At 51.7% G+C, this 16,820-nt stretch carries 20 protein-coding genes and 1 pseudogene; 11 read left to right on the forward strand and 10 right to left on the reverse strand.

Annotated elements, in window-relative coordinates; translation table 11 throughout:
* Positions 1 to 158: 158 nt before the first annotated feature.
* Positions 159 to 872, reverse strand: a complete 714-nt coding sequence (locus N5J47_RS14430) for a hypothetical protein (protein WP_001986287.1) — start codon at positions 870 to 872, stop codon at positions 159 to 161.
* Positions 873 to 1,729: 857 nt separating this feature from the next.
* On the opposite strand from N5J47_RS14430, the gene N5J47_RS14435 reads away from it, so the two are divergent.
* The 6 genes and pseudogenes from N5J47_RS14435 to N5J47_RS14460 all read left to right on the forward strand — a co-directional run bounded on the left by N5J47_RS14435 (position 1,730) and on the right by N5J47_RS14460 (position 6,483).
* A complete protein-coding gene (locus N5J47_RS14435) occupies positions 1,730 to 2,440 on the forward strand; it encodes a hypothetical protein (RefSeq protein WP_001052588.1) in 711 nt (236 codons plus the stop codon).
* Between the two features lie 12 nt (positions 2,441 to 2,452).
* Entirely contained in the window at positions 2,453 to 3,559 is a 1,107-nt protein-coding gene (locus N5J47_RS14440) for an ImmA/IrrE family metallo-endopeptidase (protein ID WP_000482094.1), read from the forward strand.
* Between the two features lie 246 nt (positions 3,560 to 3,805).
* Positions 3,806 to 4,447, forward strand: coding sequence for an SOS response-associated peptidase family protein (locus N5J47_RS14445; RefSeq protein WP_004999980.1), 642 nt, complete (start codon positions 3,806 to 3,808; stop codon positions 4,445 to 4,447).
* 111 nt (positions 4,448 to 4,558) lie between these two features.
* A pseudogene (locus N5J47_RS14450) lies at positions 4,559 to 4,987 on the forward strand (S24 family peptidase); the annotation flags it as partial.
* Positions 4,988 to 5,278: 291 nt separating this feature from the next.
* Positions 5,279 to 6,094, forward strand: a complete 816-nt coding sequence (gene sul2 / locus N5J47_RS14455; protein WP_001043260.1) for a sulfonamide-resistant dihydropteroate synthase Sul2 — start codon at positions 5,279 to 5,281, stop codon at positions 6,092 to 6,094.
* An 86-nt stretch (positions 6,095 to 6,180) separates the two neighbouring features.
* Positions 6,181 to 6,483 carry a phosphoglucosamine mutase gene (locus tag N5J47_RS14460; protein ID WP_000251875.1) on the forward strand — a complete coding sequence of 101 codons (303 nt, stop codon included), beginning with the start codon at positions 6,181 to 6,183 and terminating at the stop codon, positions 6,481 to 6,483.
* Positions 6,484 to 6,658: 175 nt separating this feature from the next.
* Here N5J47_RS14460 and N5J47_RS14465 read toward each other — a convergent pair whose 3' ends face one another.
* The 3 genes from N5J47_RS14465 to N5J47_RS14475 all read right to left on the reverse strand — a co-directional run bounded on the left by N5J47_RS14465 (position 6,659) and on the right by N5J47_RS14475 (position 9,321).
* A complete protein-coding gene (locus N5J47_RS14465) occupies positions 6,659 to 8,152 on the reverse strand; it encodes an IS91-like element ISVsa3 family transposase (protein ID WP_001120888.1) in 1,494 nt (497 codons plus the stop codon).
* Between the two features lie 210 nt (positions 8,153 to 8,362).
* A complete protein-coding gene (locus N5J47_RS14470; protein ID WP_000743213.1) occupies positions 8,363 to 8,587 on the reverse strand; it encodes a hypothetical protein in 225 nt (74 codons plus the stop codon).
* Entirely contained in the window at positions 8,584 to 9,321 is a 738-nt protein-coding gene (locus N5J47_RS14475; RefSeq protein ID WP_001366550.1) for a recombinase family protein, read from the reverse strand. The genes N5J47_RS14470 and N5J47_RS14475 overlap by 4 nt, the downstream gene beginning before the upstream one ends.
* 147 nt (positions 9,322 to 9,468) lie before the next feature.
* Between N5J47_RS14475 and N5J47_RS14480 the strand changes: the two genes are divergently transcribed.
* The 5 genes from N5J47_RS14480 to N5J47_RS14500 all read left to right on the forward strand — a co-directional run bounded on the left by N5J47_RS14480 (position 9,469) and on the right by N5J47_RS14500 (position 12,450).
* The gene (locus N5J47_RS14480) at positions 9,469 to 9,801 is read left to right on the forward strand and encodes a metalloregulator ArsR/SmtB family transcription factor (protein ID WP_000447876.1); all 333 of its coding nucleotides are present in this window, start codon (positions 9,469 to 9,471) and stop codon (positions 9,799 to 9,801) included.
* Positions 9,798 to 10,565: an arsenical resistance protein ArsH gene (gene arsH, locus N5J47_RS14485; RefSeq protein ID WP_001239389.1), complete on the forward strand. Its 768-nt coding sequence runs from the start codon at positions 9,798 to 9,800 to the stop codon at positions 10,563 to 10,565. The genes N5J47_RS14480 and arsH overlap by 4 nt, the downstream gene beginning before the upstream one ends.
* Positions 10,562 to 11,068 carry an arsenate reductase ArsC gene (locus tag N5J47_RS14490; RefSeq protein ID WP_000140066.1) on the forward strand — a complete coding sequence of 169 codons (507 nt, stop codon included), beginning with the start codon at positions 10,562 to 10,564 and terminating at the stop codon, positions 11,066 to 11,068. The genes arsH and N5J47_RS14490 overlap by 4 nt, the downstream gene beginning before the upstream one ends.
* Complete coding sequence (gene arsB / locus N5J47_RS14495) at positions 11,065 to 12,132, forward strand: ACR3 family arsenite efflux transporter (RefSeq protein WP_001272375.1); 1,068 nt, start codon at positions 11,065 to 11,067, stop codon at positions 12,130 to 12,132. The genes N5J47_RS14490 and arsB overlap by 4 nt, the downstream gene beginning before the upstream one ends.
* Positions 12,133 to 12,246: 114 nt before the next feature.
* The gene (locus tag N5J47_RS14500; RefSeq protein ID WP_000131871.1) at positions 12,247 to 12,450 is read left to right on the forward strand and encodes a hypothetical protein; all 204 of its coding nucleotides are present in this window, start codon (positions 12,247 to 12,249) and stop codon (positions 12,448 to 12,450) included.
* A gap of 36 nt (positions 12,451 to 12,486) precedes the next feature.
* Here N5J47_RS14500 and N5J47_RS14505 read toward each other — a convergent pair whose 3' ends face one another.
* The 6 genes from N5J47_RS14505 to N5J47_RS14530 form a co-directional block, all read right to left on the reverse strand.
* The gene (locus tag N5J47_RS14505; RefSeq protein ID WP_000211355.1) at positions 12,487 to 12,711 is read right to left on the reverse strand and encodes a type I toxin-antitoxin system ptaRNA1 family toxin; all 225 of its coding nucleotides are present in this window, start codon (positions 12,709 to 12,711) and stop codon (positions 12,487 to 12,489) included.
* Positions 12,712 to 12,774: 63 nt separating this feature from the next.
* Positions 12,775 to 13,023, reverse strand: coding sequence for a hypothetical protein (locus N5J47_RS14510; protein ID WP_000213809.1), 249 nt, complete (start codon positions 13,021 to 13,023; stop codon positions 12,775 to 12,777).
* A gap of 4 nt (positions 13,024 to 13,027) precedes the next feature.
* Entirely contained in the window at positions 13,028 to 14,455 is a 1,428-nt protein-coding gene (gene trbL, locus N5J47_RS14515; protein WP_001405816.1) for a P-type conjugative transfer protein TrbL, read from the reverse strand.
* A 10-nt stretch (positions 14,456 to 14,465) separates the two neighbouring features.
* Positions 14,466 to 14,702: an entry exclusion lipoprotein TrbK gene (trbK, locus tag N5J47_RS14520; RefSeq protein ID WP_000718002.1), complete on the reverse strand. Its 237-nt coding sequence runs from the start codon at positions 14,700 to 14,702 to the stop codon at positions 14,466 to 14,468.
* Positions 14,703 to 14,714: 12 nt separating this feature from the next.
* A complete protein-coding gene (gene trbJ / locus N5J47_RS14525; RefSeq protein WP_000836966.1) occupies positions 14,715 to 15,494 on the reverse strand; it encodes a P-type conjugative transfer protein TrbJ in 780 nt (259 codons plus the stop codon).
* 140 nt (positions 15,495 to 15,634) lie between these two features.
* Positions 15,635 to 15,823: a stabilization protein gene (locus tag N5J47_RS14530; protein WP_000024442.1), complete on the reverse strand. Its 189-nt coding sequence runs from the start codon at positions 15,821 to 15,823 to the stop codon at positions 15,635 to 15,637.
* Positions 15,824 to 16,820: the final 997 nt, after the last annotated feature.

Here is a 16,820-nt window from a genome sequence, read left to right on the forward strand (position 1 = left end):
TAGATGACCTCCTCTACCCTTTATTATCATTTTTATAAAAGTAACTATATGTACTCATTAAAATTTGTAGAGCTCAAAAACAAAAAAGACCGCTATATAGCAGTCTTTTAACTTAATTAAATAATAATTAATTCATTTTCATCATAAGTGCATAAGCATCACGTTTGTTTTGACGCAATGATTCTATCTCGGACTTCGTCAGCTGTTTTACGAGAGTTGAGGATATACTTTGCTTCCCACTCTGTGAGCCTTTCGAAATCGTACCCGTAAATCGATTTCCACCATGCTTCAAGATTACCATATACATCCCTCAATTGCTGAAGAGTTTCTTTACTTAGAGCTAATTGTGATGAGTATTGTTTACCCGTCAGTGCATATGCTCCAATAACTTTATTCGTCCCAGTTGTTTCAATATGACCTTTTAATGCTGCAAAAGTACCACCTTGGGTCTGGGTATCATCAACAATAATAACACATTTATCATTGTTTATTGTCCCATCAAATGCTGGTGGGTTGGCTAATCTATGCCACCCATCACCGCCAGTTCTTGATACTTTTATAGCTTGAACTATATTCGTATCAACTTCAAGCCCAAGTTTCTTTGCTATAACTGCTGAAGTAGCTAAAGGAATCATATTACGACCGACTGCTTCCTCAGCATGTACAGGTACTATAATAGTTTCCCGACCATCGATAATTCTTTCTAGTTCAGCAATCGCCTCATCCGAAACTAAATCTTTAGCTAAAATATACGCACTTTCAACATCCCCTGCTTTAGCAGCTTCATACATGTAATGAGAGGTTGCATCTCCAAGACCACGGTCAATAACCGTTTTAGGAAACATATTCCAATCTGTGCGATATAACTTCATATTTTTAAATAAGTTTTAATGATGGCTAGCATTAAATTTTACACTAAATTTACCGCTAGCATCTCTTGGATATTATTTTTCGTATCAGGCAGCACTCTCAAAAGCCGTTTGTTTGGACAGTCCCCATGATCATACACGAGGCAGCTTCAAATACTTATGGGCCCATCCTATCCAGTTGTATCTTCTTGCATCACATGAATATTGTATACTCATTTTGACTACTTGAAAATTATGGAACAACGTCAATAAAAACAATAACTCTAGAGTCTTTAGTCGACATTCCTAAAAAGGTAAATTCAACATTTCTTTCCATATCATTTCTTTGTGTCTCTGGATGAACAAAAGAAACATAGCTTATTTCAAAGAATCGGGCTAGGGTTTTTATGCCAATGATTTTGTTCTCTTCATTAGCAATTAAAACATCTAATTCCAGATCAAACTCTTCTAATTATTTAATTAAATCTTTAACTTTCATTTTACTATCAACCTCTATGAATTATTTAAAAAATTAGCACAATGAAACTTGTGAAAAAAATGGATTTGAACAAAATTTTTTAGCAAAAAAAGCATAGCAACCAGAAAAATCTTTCCAGCAATCAACAAAAATATCCCCGTGTGCTTCCAGTTTACAACATTTTGACTACCACACTGCCCACAGTAGTAATAATAGCCTTTGATACGGCCACCGCATTCAGGACAATTTTTATGATTAATGAATAAGTTACTCAACGTCTCTTCTCCAAAATTCTTATTATCAAGTTGTAAGTGAAGATAGCACACATTTATAAAAATGTCTTTTTTAAAACATCAAAAGATGTTATAAAAAAGACATTCGCTACTTTAGGATAACTTTTAAGATGAATTTAAATCTCCTTGATGAAGAATCAATCCAACCTTCTGAACCCACGCCATGTGATTTTTTCAAAGGTGAAAATGCTATCAAAAAAGCTAAACAGTTAGGATTACCTGATCTCGAGTTAGTCAGAAACGCAATTATGATCGGTGATGCTGACTATAGAACAAATACTCACTATAACCGTGCACGCTTTATTGCACGATGGGGAAAAATTGGAGAACAGATTGCTTTACTGCTTCGACAATCTGATCCTGCTTGGATATTCCACAATGACAGCCAGCCAAGAATTGAGAATACAGTAAAGAAAATACAAATTATCTTTATGAGCGGGAATATTGCATTGGGGTTAGCTGATCAAGTTGTATCAGCACACTGTGAAAAAGGATTAATGACATTAAATAATATTAAGGAGAATCAGTCTGCTTATGATGATGAGACAAAATTGAGAACATGGATTTTATACTTTCCTTCAGCATCACATCCAGCCTATAAAGACATTGATATCCCAAATATTCCTTTTGAATTTGCATACCCAACTAGCTTCGTACAGGACTTAAAAGCGAAAAAAATTTCAATTTTACCAAGTGACCATACTTGCAGAATTGCATTTGAAATAGATAATACAGTTCCTGTAAAAACTGATCCTAAGCCAGTATTGGAACCATCTAATGAAATTAAACCAGATGATTTTGATATTCAGCTTGTAGTTTAATCTGAGGTTAATGTGTTTAATAAAGATCGTTTACGTATTGCTAAAGAATTACGAGGACTTAGCAATACCGATTTCGCAGAAAAATTGAGTTGCTCTATCTCTAAGGTAAAGCAACTTTTAGACGTGGATAAAGAAATCAATGAAAATGATCAAGATGATATATGCCGTGTATTAAATTTACCCAAGTCATTCTTTGCAGGTAATGACACACAACCACATGAAACAGACCAAATCTTCTATAGATCGGTTGCTCGTATTAAAGCACAGCATAGAAAAGCTAATGAGGCATATACTCTTTTAGCAATAAATATTAACAAGTACTTAAATCAGAAAGTAAAGTTACCTACTTTTCACCGTCCTGATTTAGATATTACTGAGTTTTTGGGTGAATCTAAGTATGCCGATCACCTAGCGTCAGAGTTGAGAGGTTTATGGGCTTTAGGTAATCAACCTATTAATAACATTGTTTCGTTGTGTGAGCTAAAGGGAATCCGTGTCTTTAGATTACCGACTGAAATTCGAGAAATTGATGCACTATCTTTTTTTGATGATGAAAGTGGTAGCCCTTTCATATTTCTAAATACATTTAAGTCTGCCGAAAGAGCCCGCTTCGATTGTGCACACGAACTTGGTCATATCGTTATGCATACGCATAACAAAAAAATTCGTGTCGAGAAAGATAATCGTGTTCTCGAAACTGAAGCGGATCAATTTTCATCTGAATTTTTAATGCCAACAGATGCATTTCTTTCTACTGCTCCACGCTATTTTTCACTAGAAAATATGATTGAGTATAAAAAGATTTGGCGAACATCCCTGAAGGCTATTAACTATAAAGCTCACAAGCTGGGATTAGTTAGTGATTGGGTTAATCGTAGTAACTCTATAAAGATCAATTCGTTGGGCTACAACATTAATGAACCTGAAGAAACTCATCGAGATGAGAGTTTGATGTTGCCCAAAATTATCTCTGTTTTAGCCTCACAACCATCTTTTGATAAAAATAAAATGCTTGATGAAATTGGAATCTCTGAAGAAGATTTTAATCAATTAACATTTGATGCTTTAGCTAAAGTTGAGCCCCCGAAGAAAAAACATAAGTTATATATTGTCGAGTAATACAAACCTTCCTTAAAAATAATGCGCCTTACGGCGCACTATTTATGCAAAATCCTGATTAATTTTTTTATGACTTCACGCCCAACGTAGTTTTGCATCCCATAAGTCATACTTTAACTGAAAATGTAACTTGCCCCATCATGACTTTTTTCATATAGCCTACTTGAACTGACACCATAAATCCCATGTGTTCCATAAAGCATCGTATACAATTTCAGATAAATTCTTTAGTTATGTGATCAGGCTATGTGCTCAAATTACCTATTTCCAAATAAAAGAAATTTGACACTCTTAGGTGTCGATACAAGCCAGTTTGATCTTGAGCTTAAGGATCATGTCTTTCCTTCTTATCACGCTCCAATCATCTTGAATGGCTCAGAACATTTGGAACTTGATATCGCAAAGTTTGGATTACTTCCGAGTTGGGCGAAAGAATTGAAATTTAGCAGCCACACTTATAATGCACGTACCGAGTCTGTAGCTGATAAGCCCAGCTTTCGACACTCATGGAAATACAGCAAGTTCTGCCTAGTCCCTGTGCAAGAGTTCTACGAACCCAAATACATCAATGGCAAGCCATACTGGTACACCATCAAGCGTAAAGATGATCAGCCTTTCACGGTTGCAGGGATCTATGATGATGCCGTGATTGATGGCAATAAGGTACGTTCCTTTTCGATGTTAACCATCAATTCTGATCATCACCCCTTCATGAAGCAATTCCATGCACCGAAGGATGAGAAGCGATCCATCATTGTTATTCCGGAGCAATATCGAAAAGACTGGCTAACAGCAGATCATGAACACGCGCATGAATATTTCTTTCCAATGCCCGATGAATTCGTCACTTTTCCACGCGATGAGCAGAAACAAAACGTCTTATTCTGACGCATACTTGTTTATCCACAACTTTTTAAATTTGAATTTTAAACGCTGTTAGTAATATCCTATTTAAACAAATTCTACTTCCAAACACGCCTCGTAGCGTAGGAGTATCACATGTCTAAGAAGTTGCCGATCTACTTCTCTGACGATGCATGGTCATCTTTACAAGAGCTCATGGGTCCAGAAGGTAAGCCAAGCCCTACCATCAATACTGTTCTAGAACAGATCGCTGTTCAAAATGAACTGGTTGCGCAGTTAGGGCTTAATGCAGTCCTACCCAAATCCAAAGTCTCTATTCCGGTCTCTTTAGAGCGTATCCCTGCAGGTCCAGCCTTCAGCACCAAGGATGAGCAAGACAAAGCACTCGATTTGAATGAGTTCCTGATTCACAACCCTATTTCTACGTTCATTGCTTATGTAGACAGTGAATCCATGCTTGATGCTGGCCTAGAGATTAATGATCCAATCATTATTGATCGCAGTATTGAAGCCAAGCATTACGATATCGTGGTTGCCCTGATTGATAACAATGCCCACTCTATTGTAAACAAGACATTTTTATCTTTTATATTCAATGGCTTATTTTCCTGCTAATTGGTAATACCATGAAAAATACCATGCTCAGAAAAGGCTTAACAATATTTTGAAAAATTGCCTACTGAGCGCTGCCGCACAGCTCCATAGGCCGCTTTCCTGGCTTTGCTTCCAGATGTATGCTCTTCTGCTCCTGCAGCTAATGGATCACCGCAAACAGGTTACTCGCCTGGGGATTCCCTTTCGACCCGAGCATCCGTATGAGACTCATGCTCGATTATTATTATTATAGAAGCCCCCATGAATAAATCGCTCATCATTTTCGGCATCGTCAACATAACCTCGGACAGTTTCTCCGATGGAGGCCGGTATCTGGCGCCAGACGCAGCCATTGCGCAGGCGCGTAAGCTGATGGCCGAGGGGGCAGATGTGATCGACCTCGGTCCGGCATCCAGCAATCCCGACGCCGCGCCTGTTTCGTCCGACACAGAAATCGCGCGTATCGCGCCGGTGCTGGACGCGCTCAAGGCAGATGGCATTCCCGTCTCGCTCGACAGTTATCAACCCGCGACGCAAGCCTATGCCTTGTCGCGTGGTGTGGCCTATCTCAATGATATTCGCGGTTTTCCAGACGCTGCGTTCTATCCGCAATTGGCGAAATCATCTGCCAAACTCGTCGTTATGCATTCGGTGCAAGACGGGCAGGCAGATCGGCGCGAGGCACCCGCTGGCGACATCATGGATCACATTGCGGCGTTCTTTGACGCGCGCATCGCGGCGCTGACGGGTGCCGGTATCAAACGCAACCGCCTTGTCCTTGATCCCGGCATGGGGTTTTTTCTGGGGGCTGCTCCCGAAACCTCGCTCTCGGTGCTGGCGCGGTTCGATGAATTGCGGCTGCGCTTCGATTTGCCGGTGCTTCTGTCTGTTTCGCGCAAATCCTTTCTGCGCGCGCTCACAGGCCGTGGTCCGGGGGATGTCGGGGCCGCGACACTCGCTGCAGAGCTTGCCGCCGCCGCAGGTGGAGCTGACTTCATCCGCACACACGAGCCGCGCCCCTTGCGCGACGGGCTGGCGGTATTGGCGGCGCTGAAAGAAACCGCAAGAATTCGTTAACTGCACATTCGGGATATTTCTCTATATTCGCGGTTCAGCAGGCATGTCCCCTTTGAGGGCGACCCGACGACAGGATAATCGACCTTATGGTGCGCAAATATTTCGGCACAGACGGTATTCGTGGCAAAGCCAACGAAGGCGCGATGACGGCGGAAACCGCCTTGCGCGTCGGCATGGCGGCTGGCCGTGTCTTTCGTCGCGGTGACCACCGCCATCGTGTCGTGATCGGCAAGGATACGCGCCTGTCGGGCTATATGCTTGAACCCGCGCTCACAGCCGGTTTCACCTCGATGGGCATGGACGTATTCCTTTTTGGCCCGCTGCCGACAACGTATAGGAAGAATAAACGCCCTTTTCACCCAAGTCCAACAGCTTTGGACCGCAGTTGACTCTTTCGACACCCCTGCGATGCAACCCAATCCGGCTGACGGGGAGCCAGCAACGCTGAAAATTTACCCTCCTCTTTCCCACTAGCGGCTCCTTTTCCGACAACCAGCACGGCGGATCCCTGCCGCGGCGCTGTGAACGCAGCATTTTGATTGGTATCGTTGGCCTTCAGGCTCGTCAGTCAAACAGACCCAGGAGCAGCTCAGCCGGTGGCGCCCGGCTTTCGGGTAACGCCCTGGTCCCGCTGGTTTCGGCTTTGTGCTTCAGGTGATCAAGGATCTGCTTGATCACTATAGGGTCTTCAATGCAGGCGATGACTTTCATGGCGCCGCCGCAGCCGCTGCAGGTCTCGATGTCGATATTGAAAACACGCTTGAGCCGTTGCGCCCATGTCATCGACGCTCGCCGTTGTGCTGGTGTTGCCGGTTCATCAGCCACCCTGACCTTGTTGCCCCTGCCCCGTTTTGCCGGCGTGACCAACGCCCGGTGCCGACTGTTGGGTGCGAACACCCCGTGGAAGCGGGTTAGGTTGACTCTGGGCTTCGGTACCAGGGCGGCCAGCCTTGCAATGAAATCCAATGGTTCGAAAATGACGTGCGTGGTGCCGTCCCGGTACGGCGTCTTGAGCTGGTAGCGCACGTTGCCGCCTCGTGTTAACGACAGCCGCTTCTCGGATACCGCCGGGCGGCTGATGTACCGGCACAGCCGTTCGAGCTTCTTGCGTTCATCGGCCCTGGCCGCCACGCCGGCGTGCAGGCTGGACCCGGCTACCTTGCCAATCCCGTCACCGAACGGATCACCACTGGTCGGCAGAGTTTGCAAAGTGAACACCTTTCGCCCCGCCTGTGAACCGACAGCGATACGGTAAGTGATCGAGTGCCCCAGCAGGGGTGTCATCGGGTCGTCATCCACCGCATCCGAGGCCAGATAGCTGTTTTCGACATCCCGTTCCAGCAGGCCTTGCCGTTCCAGATAGCGACCCACCCGGTGGGCGATGGTGTGCGTCAGCTGGGTGAGCTCTGGGCTGGTCGGCGCCTTGACCCAGCGGAAACGCGCTGAGCCGTGGGATTGCTCGACATACACACCGTCGAGAAACAGCATGTGGAAGTGAACATTCAGATTGAGCGCCGATCCAAAACGCTGGATCAGGGTGACCGCGCCCGTCTTGGCCACTTGGTGGGTATGGCCCGCTTTCTTGACCAGGTGCGTGGCAATGACGCGGTAAACGATGCCCAGCACCCACCCCATGATCTCGGGCCGGCTGGCAAACAGGAAACGCAGCTGAAACGGGAAGCTCAACACCCACTGACGCATGGGTTGTTCAGGCAGTACTTCATCAACCAGCAAGGCGGCACTTTCGGCCATCCGCCGCGCCCCACAGCTCGGGCAGAAACCGCGACGCTTACAGCTGAAAGCGACCAGGTGCTCGGCGTGGCAAGACTCGCAGCGAACCCGTAGAAAGCCATGCTCCAGCCGCCCGCATTGGAGAAATTCTTCAAATTCCCGTTGCACATAGCCCGGCAATTCCTTTCCCTGCTCTGCCATAAGCGCAGCGAATGCCGGGTAATACTCGTCAACGATCTGATAGAGAAGGGTTTGCTCGGGTCGGTGGCTCTGGTAACGACCAGTATCCCGATCCCGGCTGGCCGTCCTGGCCGCCACATGAGGCATGTTCCGCGTCCTTGCAATACTGTGTTTACATACAGTCTATCGCTTAGCGGAAAGTTCTTTTACCCTCAGCCGAAATGCCTGCCGTTGCTAGACATTGCCAGCCAGTGCCCGTCACTCCCACTCGATTGTAAACAAGCACACAAAACCCTTTAGTGACAACAATTTGCAAGAACTATCAGGCTCAGTGCCATGAAAAATACCATGACCAGATCATGAGGTTGAACACGGCTTGCGCCGGCAGCGTTCACGCTCCTGGTCGGCGATCTCGCCCGGCTGCAATGCTAGCTCAGCATCGGTCATGCGCTCCAGCACGTCGCGTAGGCGGATGGTGCAAGGAATGGGCGGCAGCTCGAACTCATAGCCGCCGGCGATCATTTCGGCCGCAATCTCCTCGGTGATGAAAAACGGCTCGTCGTCTTGGTTCGGCTTCTTCATGCCCTTTCCTCCTGGCGCTCATCCTGGCCGACAGCGGCCAGGGCATCGGCTTCCGTCAATGCGTCCTCCACGAACGCGCCGTGCTGCTTCGCTTCGGCCTGGCTGACCTCGGCCCATATCCGTTTCACCTGGGCCGCACTGTACCCGGCCAGCTCGGCGGTCTTGTTGATGCTGTAGCCGGACTTGCGCAGCGCGACAACTTGGGCGCGGCGCTTCGGATCAGCACGGCGGCCCTTGTACCGCCCGGCCTGGCGGGCCAACTCAATGCCTTGGCGCTGGCGTTCGCGCCTGTCCTCGTAGTCGTCGCGGGCCATCTGCAAGGCCAGGCGAAAAAGCATGATCTGCACGGCTTCCAGCACGATCTTGGCGACGCCCTGGGCCTCGGCCGCCAGGTCGGATAGATCGACCACGCCAGGGACGGCCAGGCGTGCGCCTTTGGCCTGTATCGAGGCCACCAGGCGCTCGGCCTCGGGCAAAGGTAGGCGGCTGATGCGGTCGATCTTCTCGGCAATGACCACCTCGCCGGGCTGTAGGTCGCCGATCATGCGCAGCAGCTCAGGCCGGTCGGCGCGTGCGCCGGATGCCTTCTCACGGTAGATGCCGGCGACGTAGTAGCCGGCGGCCTTCGCGGCCGTAGTGATCGCCTCTTGGCGTTCCAAGTCCTGCGCGTCGGTGCTGACGCGCAGATAGACCCGCGCCACCATCGGCGCGGCTACTGGCTTCGTCCTGCGCATACTTGCGGGCTCCTTTGGGCATACTCAAATGCACCCATCTTAAACTGGCAGGCCAATTTATCACATATCGATCTAAATGCGCCTAGCTCATTTTTACAGCTTAAATGAGCTATTGAGCACACTCCATATTTCGACTATTATTGAAACATGGAAACGATAAATGCTGTAGCCGCCCTGGCGGCCATCGCTCAAGAATCGCGCCTCGCGGTGTTCCGGCTTCTCGTCCAGGCCGGCCCCGCCGGCATGGCCGCCGGAAAAATCAGCGAAGCGGCCGGCATCCCGCCGTCTTCGCTATCCTTCCACCTGAAAGAGCTGGCACACGCCGGCATGGTCACGTCGCGGCAAGAAGGCCGATTTGTGATCTACGAGGCGAACTTTTCGACGGCCACTAACCTGGTGGCCTTTCTCACGGAAAACTGCTGCGGCGGCCAGGTGTGCAACCTGTCTTGCACCACGGAAGCCGGGAAGGTGTTGGCATGAGACTTCGCCATCTTTCCGACCCCGATTCTTTGCCCGCTTTGGACAAATCCTTTGCCATCGAGCGCCCGGCGCTCGGGCTGGCACCCGACGCCCCGCCGGTGCGTATCCTGCTGCTGTATGGCTCGCTGCGCGCCCGCTCGTTCTCACGGCTGGCCGTCGAGGAAGCGGCCCGGCTGCTGCAATTCTTTGGCGCAGAAACACGCATCTTCGACCCGTCCGATTTGCCGTTGCCCGATCAAGTGCAAAGCGACGATCACCCGGCCGTCAAGGAGCTGCGCGCCCTGTCCGAGTGGTCAGAGGGACAAGTCTGGTGCAGCCCGGAACGCCACGGTCAGATTACCAGTGTCATGAAGGCGCAGATTGACCATCTGCCGCTTGAAATGGCCGGCATCCGGCCGACCCAAGGCCGCACCCTGGCCGTGATGCAGGTATCCGGCGGCTCGCAGAGCTTCAACGCCGTGAACACCTTGCGTCTGCTCGGCCGCTGGATGCGAATGTTCACCATTCCGAACCAGTCGAGTATCGCCAAAGCGTTCCAAGAGTTCGACGCGGCGGGCCGCATGAAGCCCTCGCCGTACTACGACCGAATAGCCGATGTGATGGAAGAACTGGTGCGCTTCACGGCGCTGGTACGGCCGCACCGTGAAGCACTGACAGACCGCTATTCCGAACGGAAAGCGGCCGGCCACGTCATCGACGAGGCCACCGATCTTTCATCCATCGCCATTGCTCCCCAGCCACTACCAGAAAGCGAAACATCATGACCGAAAGAATCTATAACGTCCTCATCCTCTGCACCGGCAATTCGGCGCGCAGCATCATGGCCGAAGCTCTCATCAACACGATGGGGCAAGGGCGCTTCCGCGCCTACAGCGCCGGCAGTCACCCAACCGGCAAGGTCAATCCCTTCGCCGTCGAAAAGGTGGAGTCGGTGAATTACCCGACCGAGAATCTGCGCAGCAAGAGCTGGGACGAGTACGCCACGCCCGACGCACCGAAGATGGACTTCATCATCACCGTCTGCGACAACGCCGCCGGCGAAATGTGTCCGGTGTGGCCTGGTCAGCCGATCTCGGCGCATTGGGGATTTGAAGACCCGGCCGCCGTCGAAGGCACTGACGCCGAGAAGCGCCGGGCCTTCGAACAAACCTTCCGGCACATGATGAACCGCGTCCGCCTGTTCGTGAATCTGCCTCTCAAAATGCTTGACCAGACGGCCATCAAGCGCGAGCTGGCGAACATCGGCAAGACCGAGCAGGAAGCATGAGCGCCGGCGCACAGGCCATCGCCGCGAAGCCGCGCCAGGCCCCGATGAGCGGCTTCGAGCGTTACCTGACGCTGTGGGTGGCCCTGTGCATCGTCGCCGGTGTTGCGCTCGGCCAGGGCCTTCCTGACGTGTTCCAGGCCATAGGCCGCATGGAAGTGGCCCAGGTCAATTTGCCGGTGGGCCTGCTGATTTGGGTAATGATCGTCCCGATGCTGGTCAAGATCGACTTCGGGGCGCTGCACCAGGTCAAAGAGCATTGGCGCGGCATCGGCGTCACGCTGTTCGTGAATTGGGCCGTCAAGCCATTCTCGATGGCCCTGCTGGGGTGGCTGTTCATCCGACAAGTGTTCGCTCCGTTCCTGCCGGCCGATCAACTGGACAGCTACATCGCGGGCTTGATCTTGCTGGCCGCCGCGCCCTGCACGGCAATGGTGTTCGTGTGGAGCCGCCTTACCAACGGCGACCCGCTTTTCACGCTCTCGCAAGTGGCTCTGAACGACGCCATCATGATCGTGGCCTTCGCGCCCATCGTCGGCCTGCTGCTGGGCATGTCCTCGATCTCGGTGCCTTGGGACACGCTGCTGATTTCGGTCGTGCTCTACATCATCGTGCCGGTGATCCTGGCGCAGCTCTTGCGGCGGCATCTGCTCAAGCAAGGACAGGCCGCCTTTGAACGGGCCATGCAGAAGATCGGGCCGTGGTCGATGGCCGCGCTGCTGCTGACGTTGGTTCTACTGTTCGCCTTCCAGGGCGAGGCCATCATCCGGCAGCCGTTAGTGATCGCCATGCTAGCCGTGCCGATCTTGATTCAAGTGTTCTTCAATTCCGGGTTAGCCTACTGGCTGAACAAGCGGGCGGGGGAAAAGCACTCTGTCGCCTGTCCTTCGGCCCTGATCGGTGCCAGCAACTTCTTCGAGCTGGCCGTGGCGGCCGCCATCAGCTTGTTCGGTCTGCACTCCGGCGCTGCATTGGCAACCGTGGTCGGCGTCCTGGTCGAAGTGCCGGTGATGCTGCTGGTCGTGCGCGTGGTGAATCGCTCGAAGAGCTGGTACGAACGAGGTTGAACATGAGTAGGAAAAAACTGAGGAAATGATTGCAGATTGCCGCGCCGGCCGCTTCCTGGCGCATTCGATCACTGACCTGGAACACCTAGTATCCATGCTTGCTGAGGTCGCCCGATGACAGACCCAAAGAACCTAGAGAACAGGCTGCATGAGAAGGCCGACCCGGCCCGCGCCGTTTCCACTGGTCGGGTGCGCTACACACTGGCCGAACTACTGGCCGACGCGGAAGCATCCGGGGCTTACCCGCTGCCGCCGGAGGAACGCGAATGGATGGATGCGCCGTCTGTGGGTCGGGAATGGCCAAACAGTGAAGATTGAAAAAGGCGGCCAGTTCGAGTGGCCGCCCTTTCGTCATTAGCTGCACGCTTGGCGCAAGGCGTTCATTGCTTCTTGAAAATCAGCCTGTGTCGCCCGGCCCGTTTCAGCTTGGTAGTACACCACCATAAAAGCATTAGCGACGGCTTCGGCCAATGGCCCAAGGCTCCGCGCTTCCGCTTGGTTGATGTACTCCAAAGAAGAAAGAATAGCCGCTGCTTGATGCACTGCTTGCCCTGGTTCGATAATATGTTGTGTTGTCATAATTCACCTCTCCAGTAGGTGTTGATTGAAAGTGCCGGGCTGGTTGTGGCCAGCCCGGTGCGCCTACAGGTACAGCCCCGCCGCCTCCGCGAATGCTGACCGCTCATTCCTGCCGCCATTAACCTCAATACTTATCGGCTTAGTTTCGCTCTCTCTCATAGGGTCTGGCCGTGATACAAAAGCGGCTGTTTCTGTCTCTGCATCGACCTCGGTCGATTGATCACCCAGCGGCGAAATAAATACCTGGCTGACTTCTTCCCTTGGCGCTTCATCCAGGGCCGCCAATGCGGCCATGTATGTTGATGTCGTCATCGTGCTAACTCCTGACTTCGTTACTATCTGGGCCAGAATCGGCGCCCAAGCTATTGCCCTCGAACTGGCCAGATTGGCTTGCTTCTTTCGGCTCCATGCTTTCGCGTATCGAAGCAGCCAGTTTTCCGCCTGTGGTTTCGCTCACTCGCTCCTGGAATCCCTGCTTCACTTGAGAGCCGACACCCTTGGCTAACTCGGAGGCCGTGCCTGTGGCCAGCTTCGCGGCCTTGGCAAAGCCGCCACCGCTTGAGCTACTGCCGCTGTCACCAAAGCCAGCCGCTTGGGCGAATGGGCTACTGCCAGCAGTACCCGCTTCACCACCACCGTTTCCGCCACTGCTGACAACTGACCCCATGCTGGACATGTCACCGCCGGTTTCCATACTCGCTGATGCTTTCTGAAAAGCCGCTTGGAGTGCACTTGCACCTCCGGCTGCACCGGCTGCGGCACCCATAACCGCTTTACCTGCCAGGGCAGCGCCGCCAGTTGCCATACTGGCCGCCGTCACCGCCGCCCCAACTGCCGCACCCGCACCGAAGTTTCCAATTCCACCGGCTGCGCCAATACCACCACCAGACACAAGACCAGAAATCATCGGCGGAACTTTGTTGACCAAGAAAAGCAAGATGACCGATATAACCAACATCACGGCCAGTTCCTGGGATGCCATGTTCTCGCTGATTTGCGTGTAGTAGTGATTGATGAACTCTTTGCCAATCGCAACCAGAAGCACCATTGCCATAAGCTGTGCGGCCAGGCCCAGCACGGTCTTGTAGTAATTGATCGCCATGTCGGAAGTCCAACGACTTCCACCAAAGCCAAGGAAGAACACACCGGCATACAACAGAATCCAGGCTGATGCGAGCAACAGCAACAGGTTGACCGCAATCAACGCCAGGACAAACAAAACAGCCAGGGCCATTAGCTCCATGACCAGAGCAGTTGCCATCTGCCGCCATCCCAGCTCCGAGGTGGCCTGTACTGTGCGGTTGTATAACTCGAAACCAAGATCAAGGATGCTGGAGGGCCCAAGATTGCTATTGGAAAGTCCCCCCGCCTGCGCGCCCAGAGTTTGCAATGACTGAACAATCGTACCGGCGATATTCATGCCCTGGTTCGCATTCGTCAGCAACCACCAGAAAAAGCCGGTGAAGATCGTGAAGCGAACGAACTCCGCGAAGAACTCGCCAATGTCGGCCTTGCGCAAAGCCATCATGCCGAATGTCCAGACCATCGAAATCACAACCAGCGTCCAGAACAAACGCGATGCAGCGGACTCAATAGCTGGCCCCCATGTTGCGGCAGCATCATGAAAACGCTTGAGCACATCATTCATAACACCGCTGCTACTTAGCTCCTGCGCCATTGCAGGTTCAGCCAGCACCATTGTGGCGACCATCATCAAGCCACCTAGAGCAATTTTCTTTCTCATGGCGACCACCTCAATAATCATCTTTAGGGCTGGGCTTGAACTCCCACTGACGCATCTGCTTGGCCTTCTGGAATGCTCTGCATTCCTCGGTAAAGGCCTCTCGGTTCGCTTCGCTGCGCATTTCATTCAGTGCTGCCTGGAACGCATCGGGGGCACACGTCGCCGCATTTGGTTCGGGCATCCTTTCCTGTTCACATCCAGCCAACAACAGCAACGTAGCCGCGGTAGTAAAAAAGATTTTTTTCATCTCACCGCCTCCCTAGTAGTTGTCTGCCGGACTCGGGCGAAACGTCCAGGTACGCATTTGCTCGGCCCTGGCATCACCTCGCGCCTCGGCATCGAGTTCTGCTGCAATCCGGGCTGCCTCCGCGTTGTGTTGGGCGGTCAACATGGTGCGAATCTGCAAGAGCTGATTGGCCTGCTGGCTGGCGAGCTGGTTGGCGTAGCCGATGGCCTGTAGCTGGCCAGTTGCACCCTGGGCCGCGCCTTGCAGCCGCTCCAGGGTACGGGCGTCATCCTTCAAAGCCTTTTGCTGGTCGGCAACGGTCTGGAACAGGGCATCGTTGGCCTTCTTTTGCGACTCTGACGCCAGGCGGCGGTTCTCTTCCATCGCTGCCTTTTCGGCCGGCGTGCATCCGCCGCTGCCGTTGAAGCATGGCGAGCTGCGGTAATAGGCCACGTCCTGAAACTTGGCCAGGTAACGATCCAGGCTGCCTAGCTGGTTCTCGTAATAGGCCAGCGTGTTTTGCGCGGCAATCAGCCGGTTGATCGTAGTCTGCGCCTGATCCCAGATATACGCGGCTGGGGCCATCGTGTTCTGGAGCTGATTTTCGTACTGCTGCAACTGGGTCTGGTACTGCTCAATCTGCTTGAGCGTCTGCGCCACCGACTCGATGGCCGTCATGATGTTCTGGGCCAGGTTGCCGCCGTCGATGACGGGGATACCAGCTTGCACAGGGGCGGTGGTAGTGGTGATAAAGCCGGTTGCGAGTGCAACGGCTAGAGCGGTTTTTTTAGCCGCTAAAATTTTGGACTTCATGGTCGTACTCCGTCGATGAAAAGAAGGCATTGCCTTGACCAAGCGTTGTGCTTGTTCTCGGCAACGTTTCATCGAAGAGCTACGCCACTAGCTGATCGGTATTGCCCTTGGCGCTGAGGCCCGGACTTACAAACGTAAAACTACTCTGTTTTTTTATCGCTTTCGGACAAGCCAACTTCCCGGCCAATCTCTTCAAGCTCTAGCGGCTGTACTGCCGCCGTCAGTATTTCGCGTATTTCCGCGTCGGTGCTCCTATCGTTGAGCGCTGCTCGAACTTTCAACGCACGGTGCACCTCGGCGGGTAAATTCCTGATAAGCACATTTGCCATATCAATACCCTTTTGGTGTACCCGACAACCATGCTATCAAAGATATTAAAAATAGCAAGACCTATACTCTTGCAACCGGCGGTAGCCGATCAGCCCCGCAGGGCAGGATTCCCGTTGAGTGCCCCCGGCGCGAATAAGGGACAGTGAAGATAGATAACCGGCTTGCCGGTTAGCTAACTTCACCCATCCTGCCCGCATTTCACCCACTATTGAAAATCTAGCGCATATCGAACGTAAAGCGTTTTATCGTCAAACAAACACCGATTCTTGGCAACATAACCGTAATCGTCACCAAATCGGCCTGCAATCGACATAGTCGCTTCAAAATCGCTGCTCAATCGGCTTTAAATCGGAACCTAAAATGCCAACAATCGACACAAACCATTCGCCCCGATGGGGCGAGTTGGACGCCAAAAAAGAAGGGCATAACCCGCCCCTCAAGTGTCAATGAACACAAGAAATTTGCCTCCCCTCCCGTCATACCACTAAGGCGACGTATTGATACTTGAGGGGCAACCTTTCCTGATGTTGACACCTTCACGCAGGTTACTGGTTATGGGCGTCCAACACACACGGCTCATTCCTGCTTGGTAATAATAAGAATAATAATCTTCTTATTATTCTTACCGAACGAATGGGCACTGCTTAGCCATTTCACGTTTCGAGCCAAGGTTTCAGTACAGATAACTACAAGTGCACACAGCGGCCCTCCAGCACCGTTAGACGCAGATTCTGCTTCAGCTCATGGAATAAGGGACTCCGGGTTGTTTTCCCCTCTCACAAGGCGTTTCAGCGGCCACTGAAGCCGCCTTCTCTTCTTGGCGTTAAACCATCGGCCTATGGCCGATTGATAAAGCCCGCCAGGGCTTTATTGGCAAGGTCAGAACGCGCCCTCAAGGCGCGAGCTGCACCGCGCATGATGGATTATCTTTAGATAATCTTGGATGGATTTCCCAAACTGCCCGCAAAGCAGCGCACCGTCTGGGTTTTCCAAATT

Source organism: Acinetobacter sp. GD03645 (assembly GCF_029845285.1).
In the GTDB taxonomy this organism is placed as follows: Bacteria; Pseudomonadota; Gammaproteobacteria; order Pseudomonadales; family Moraxellaceae; genus Acinetobacter; species Acinetobacter corruptisaponis.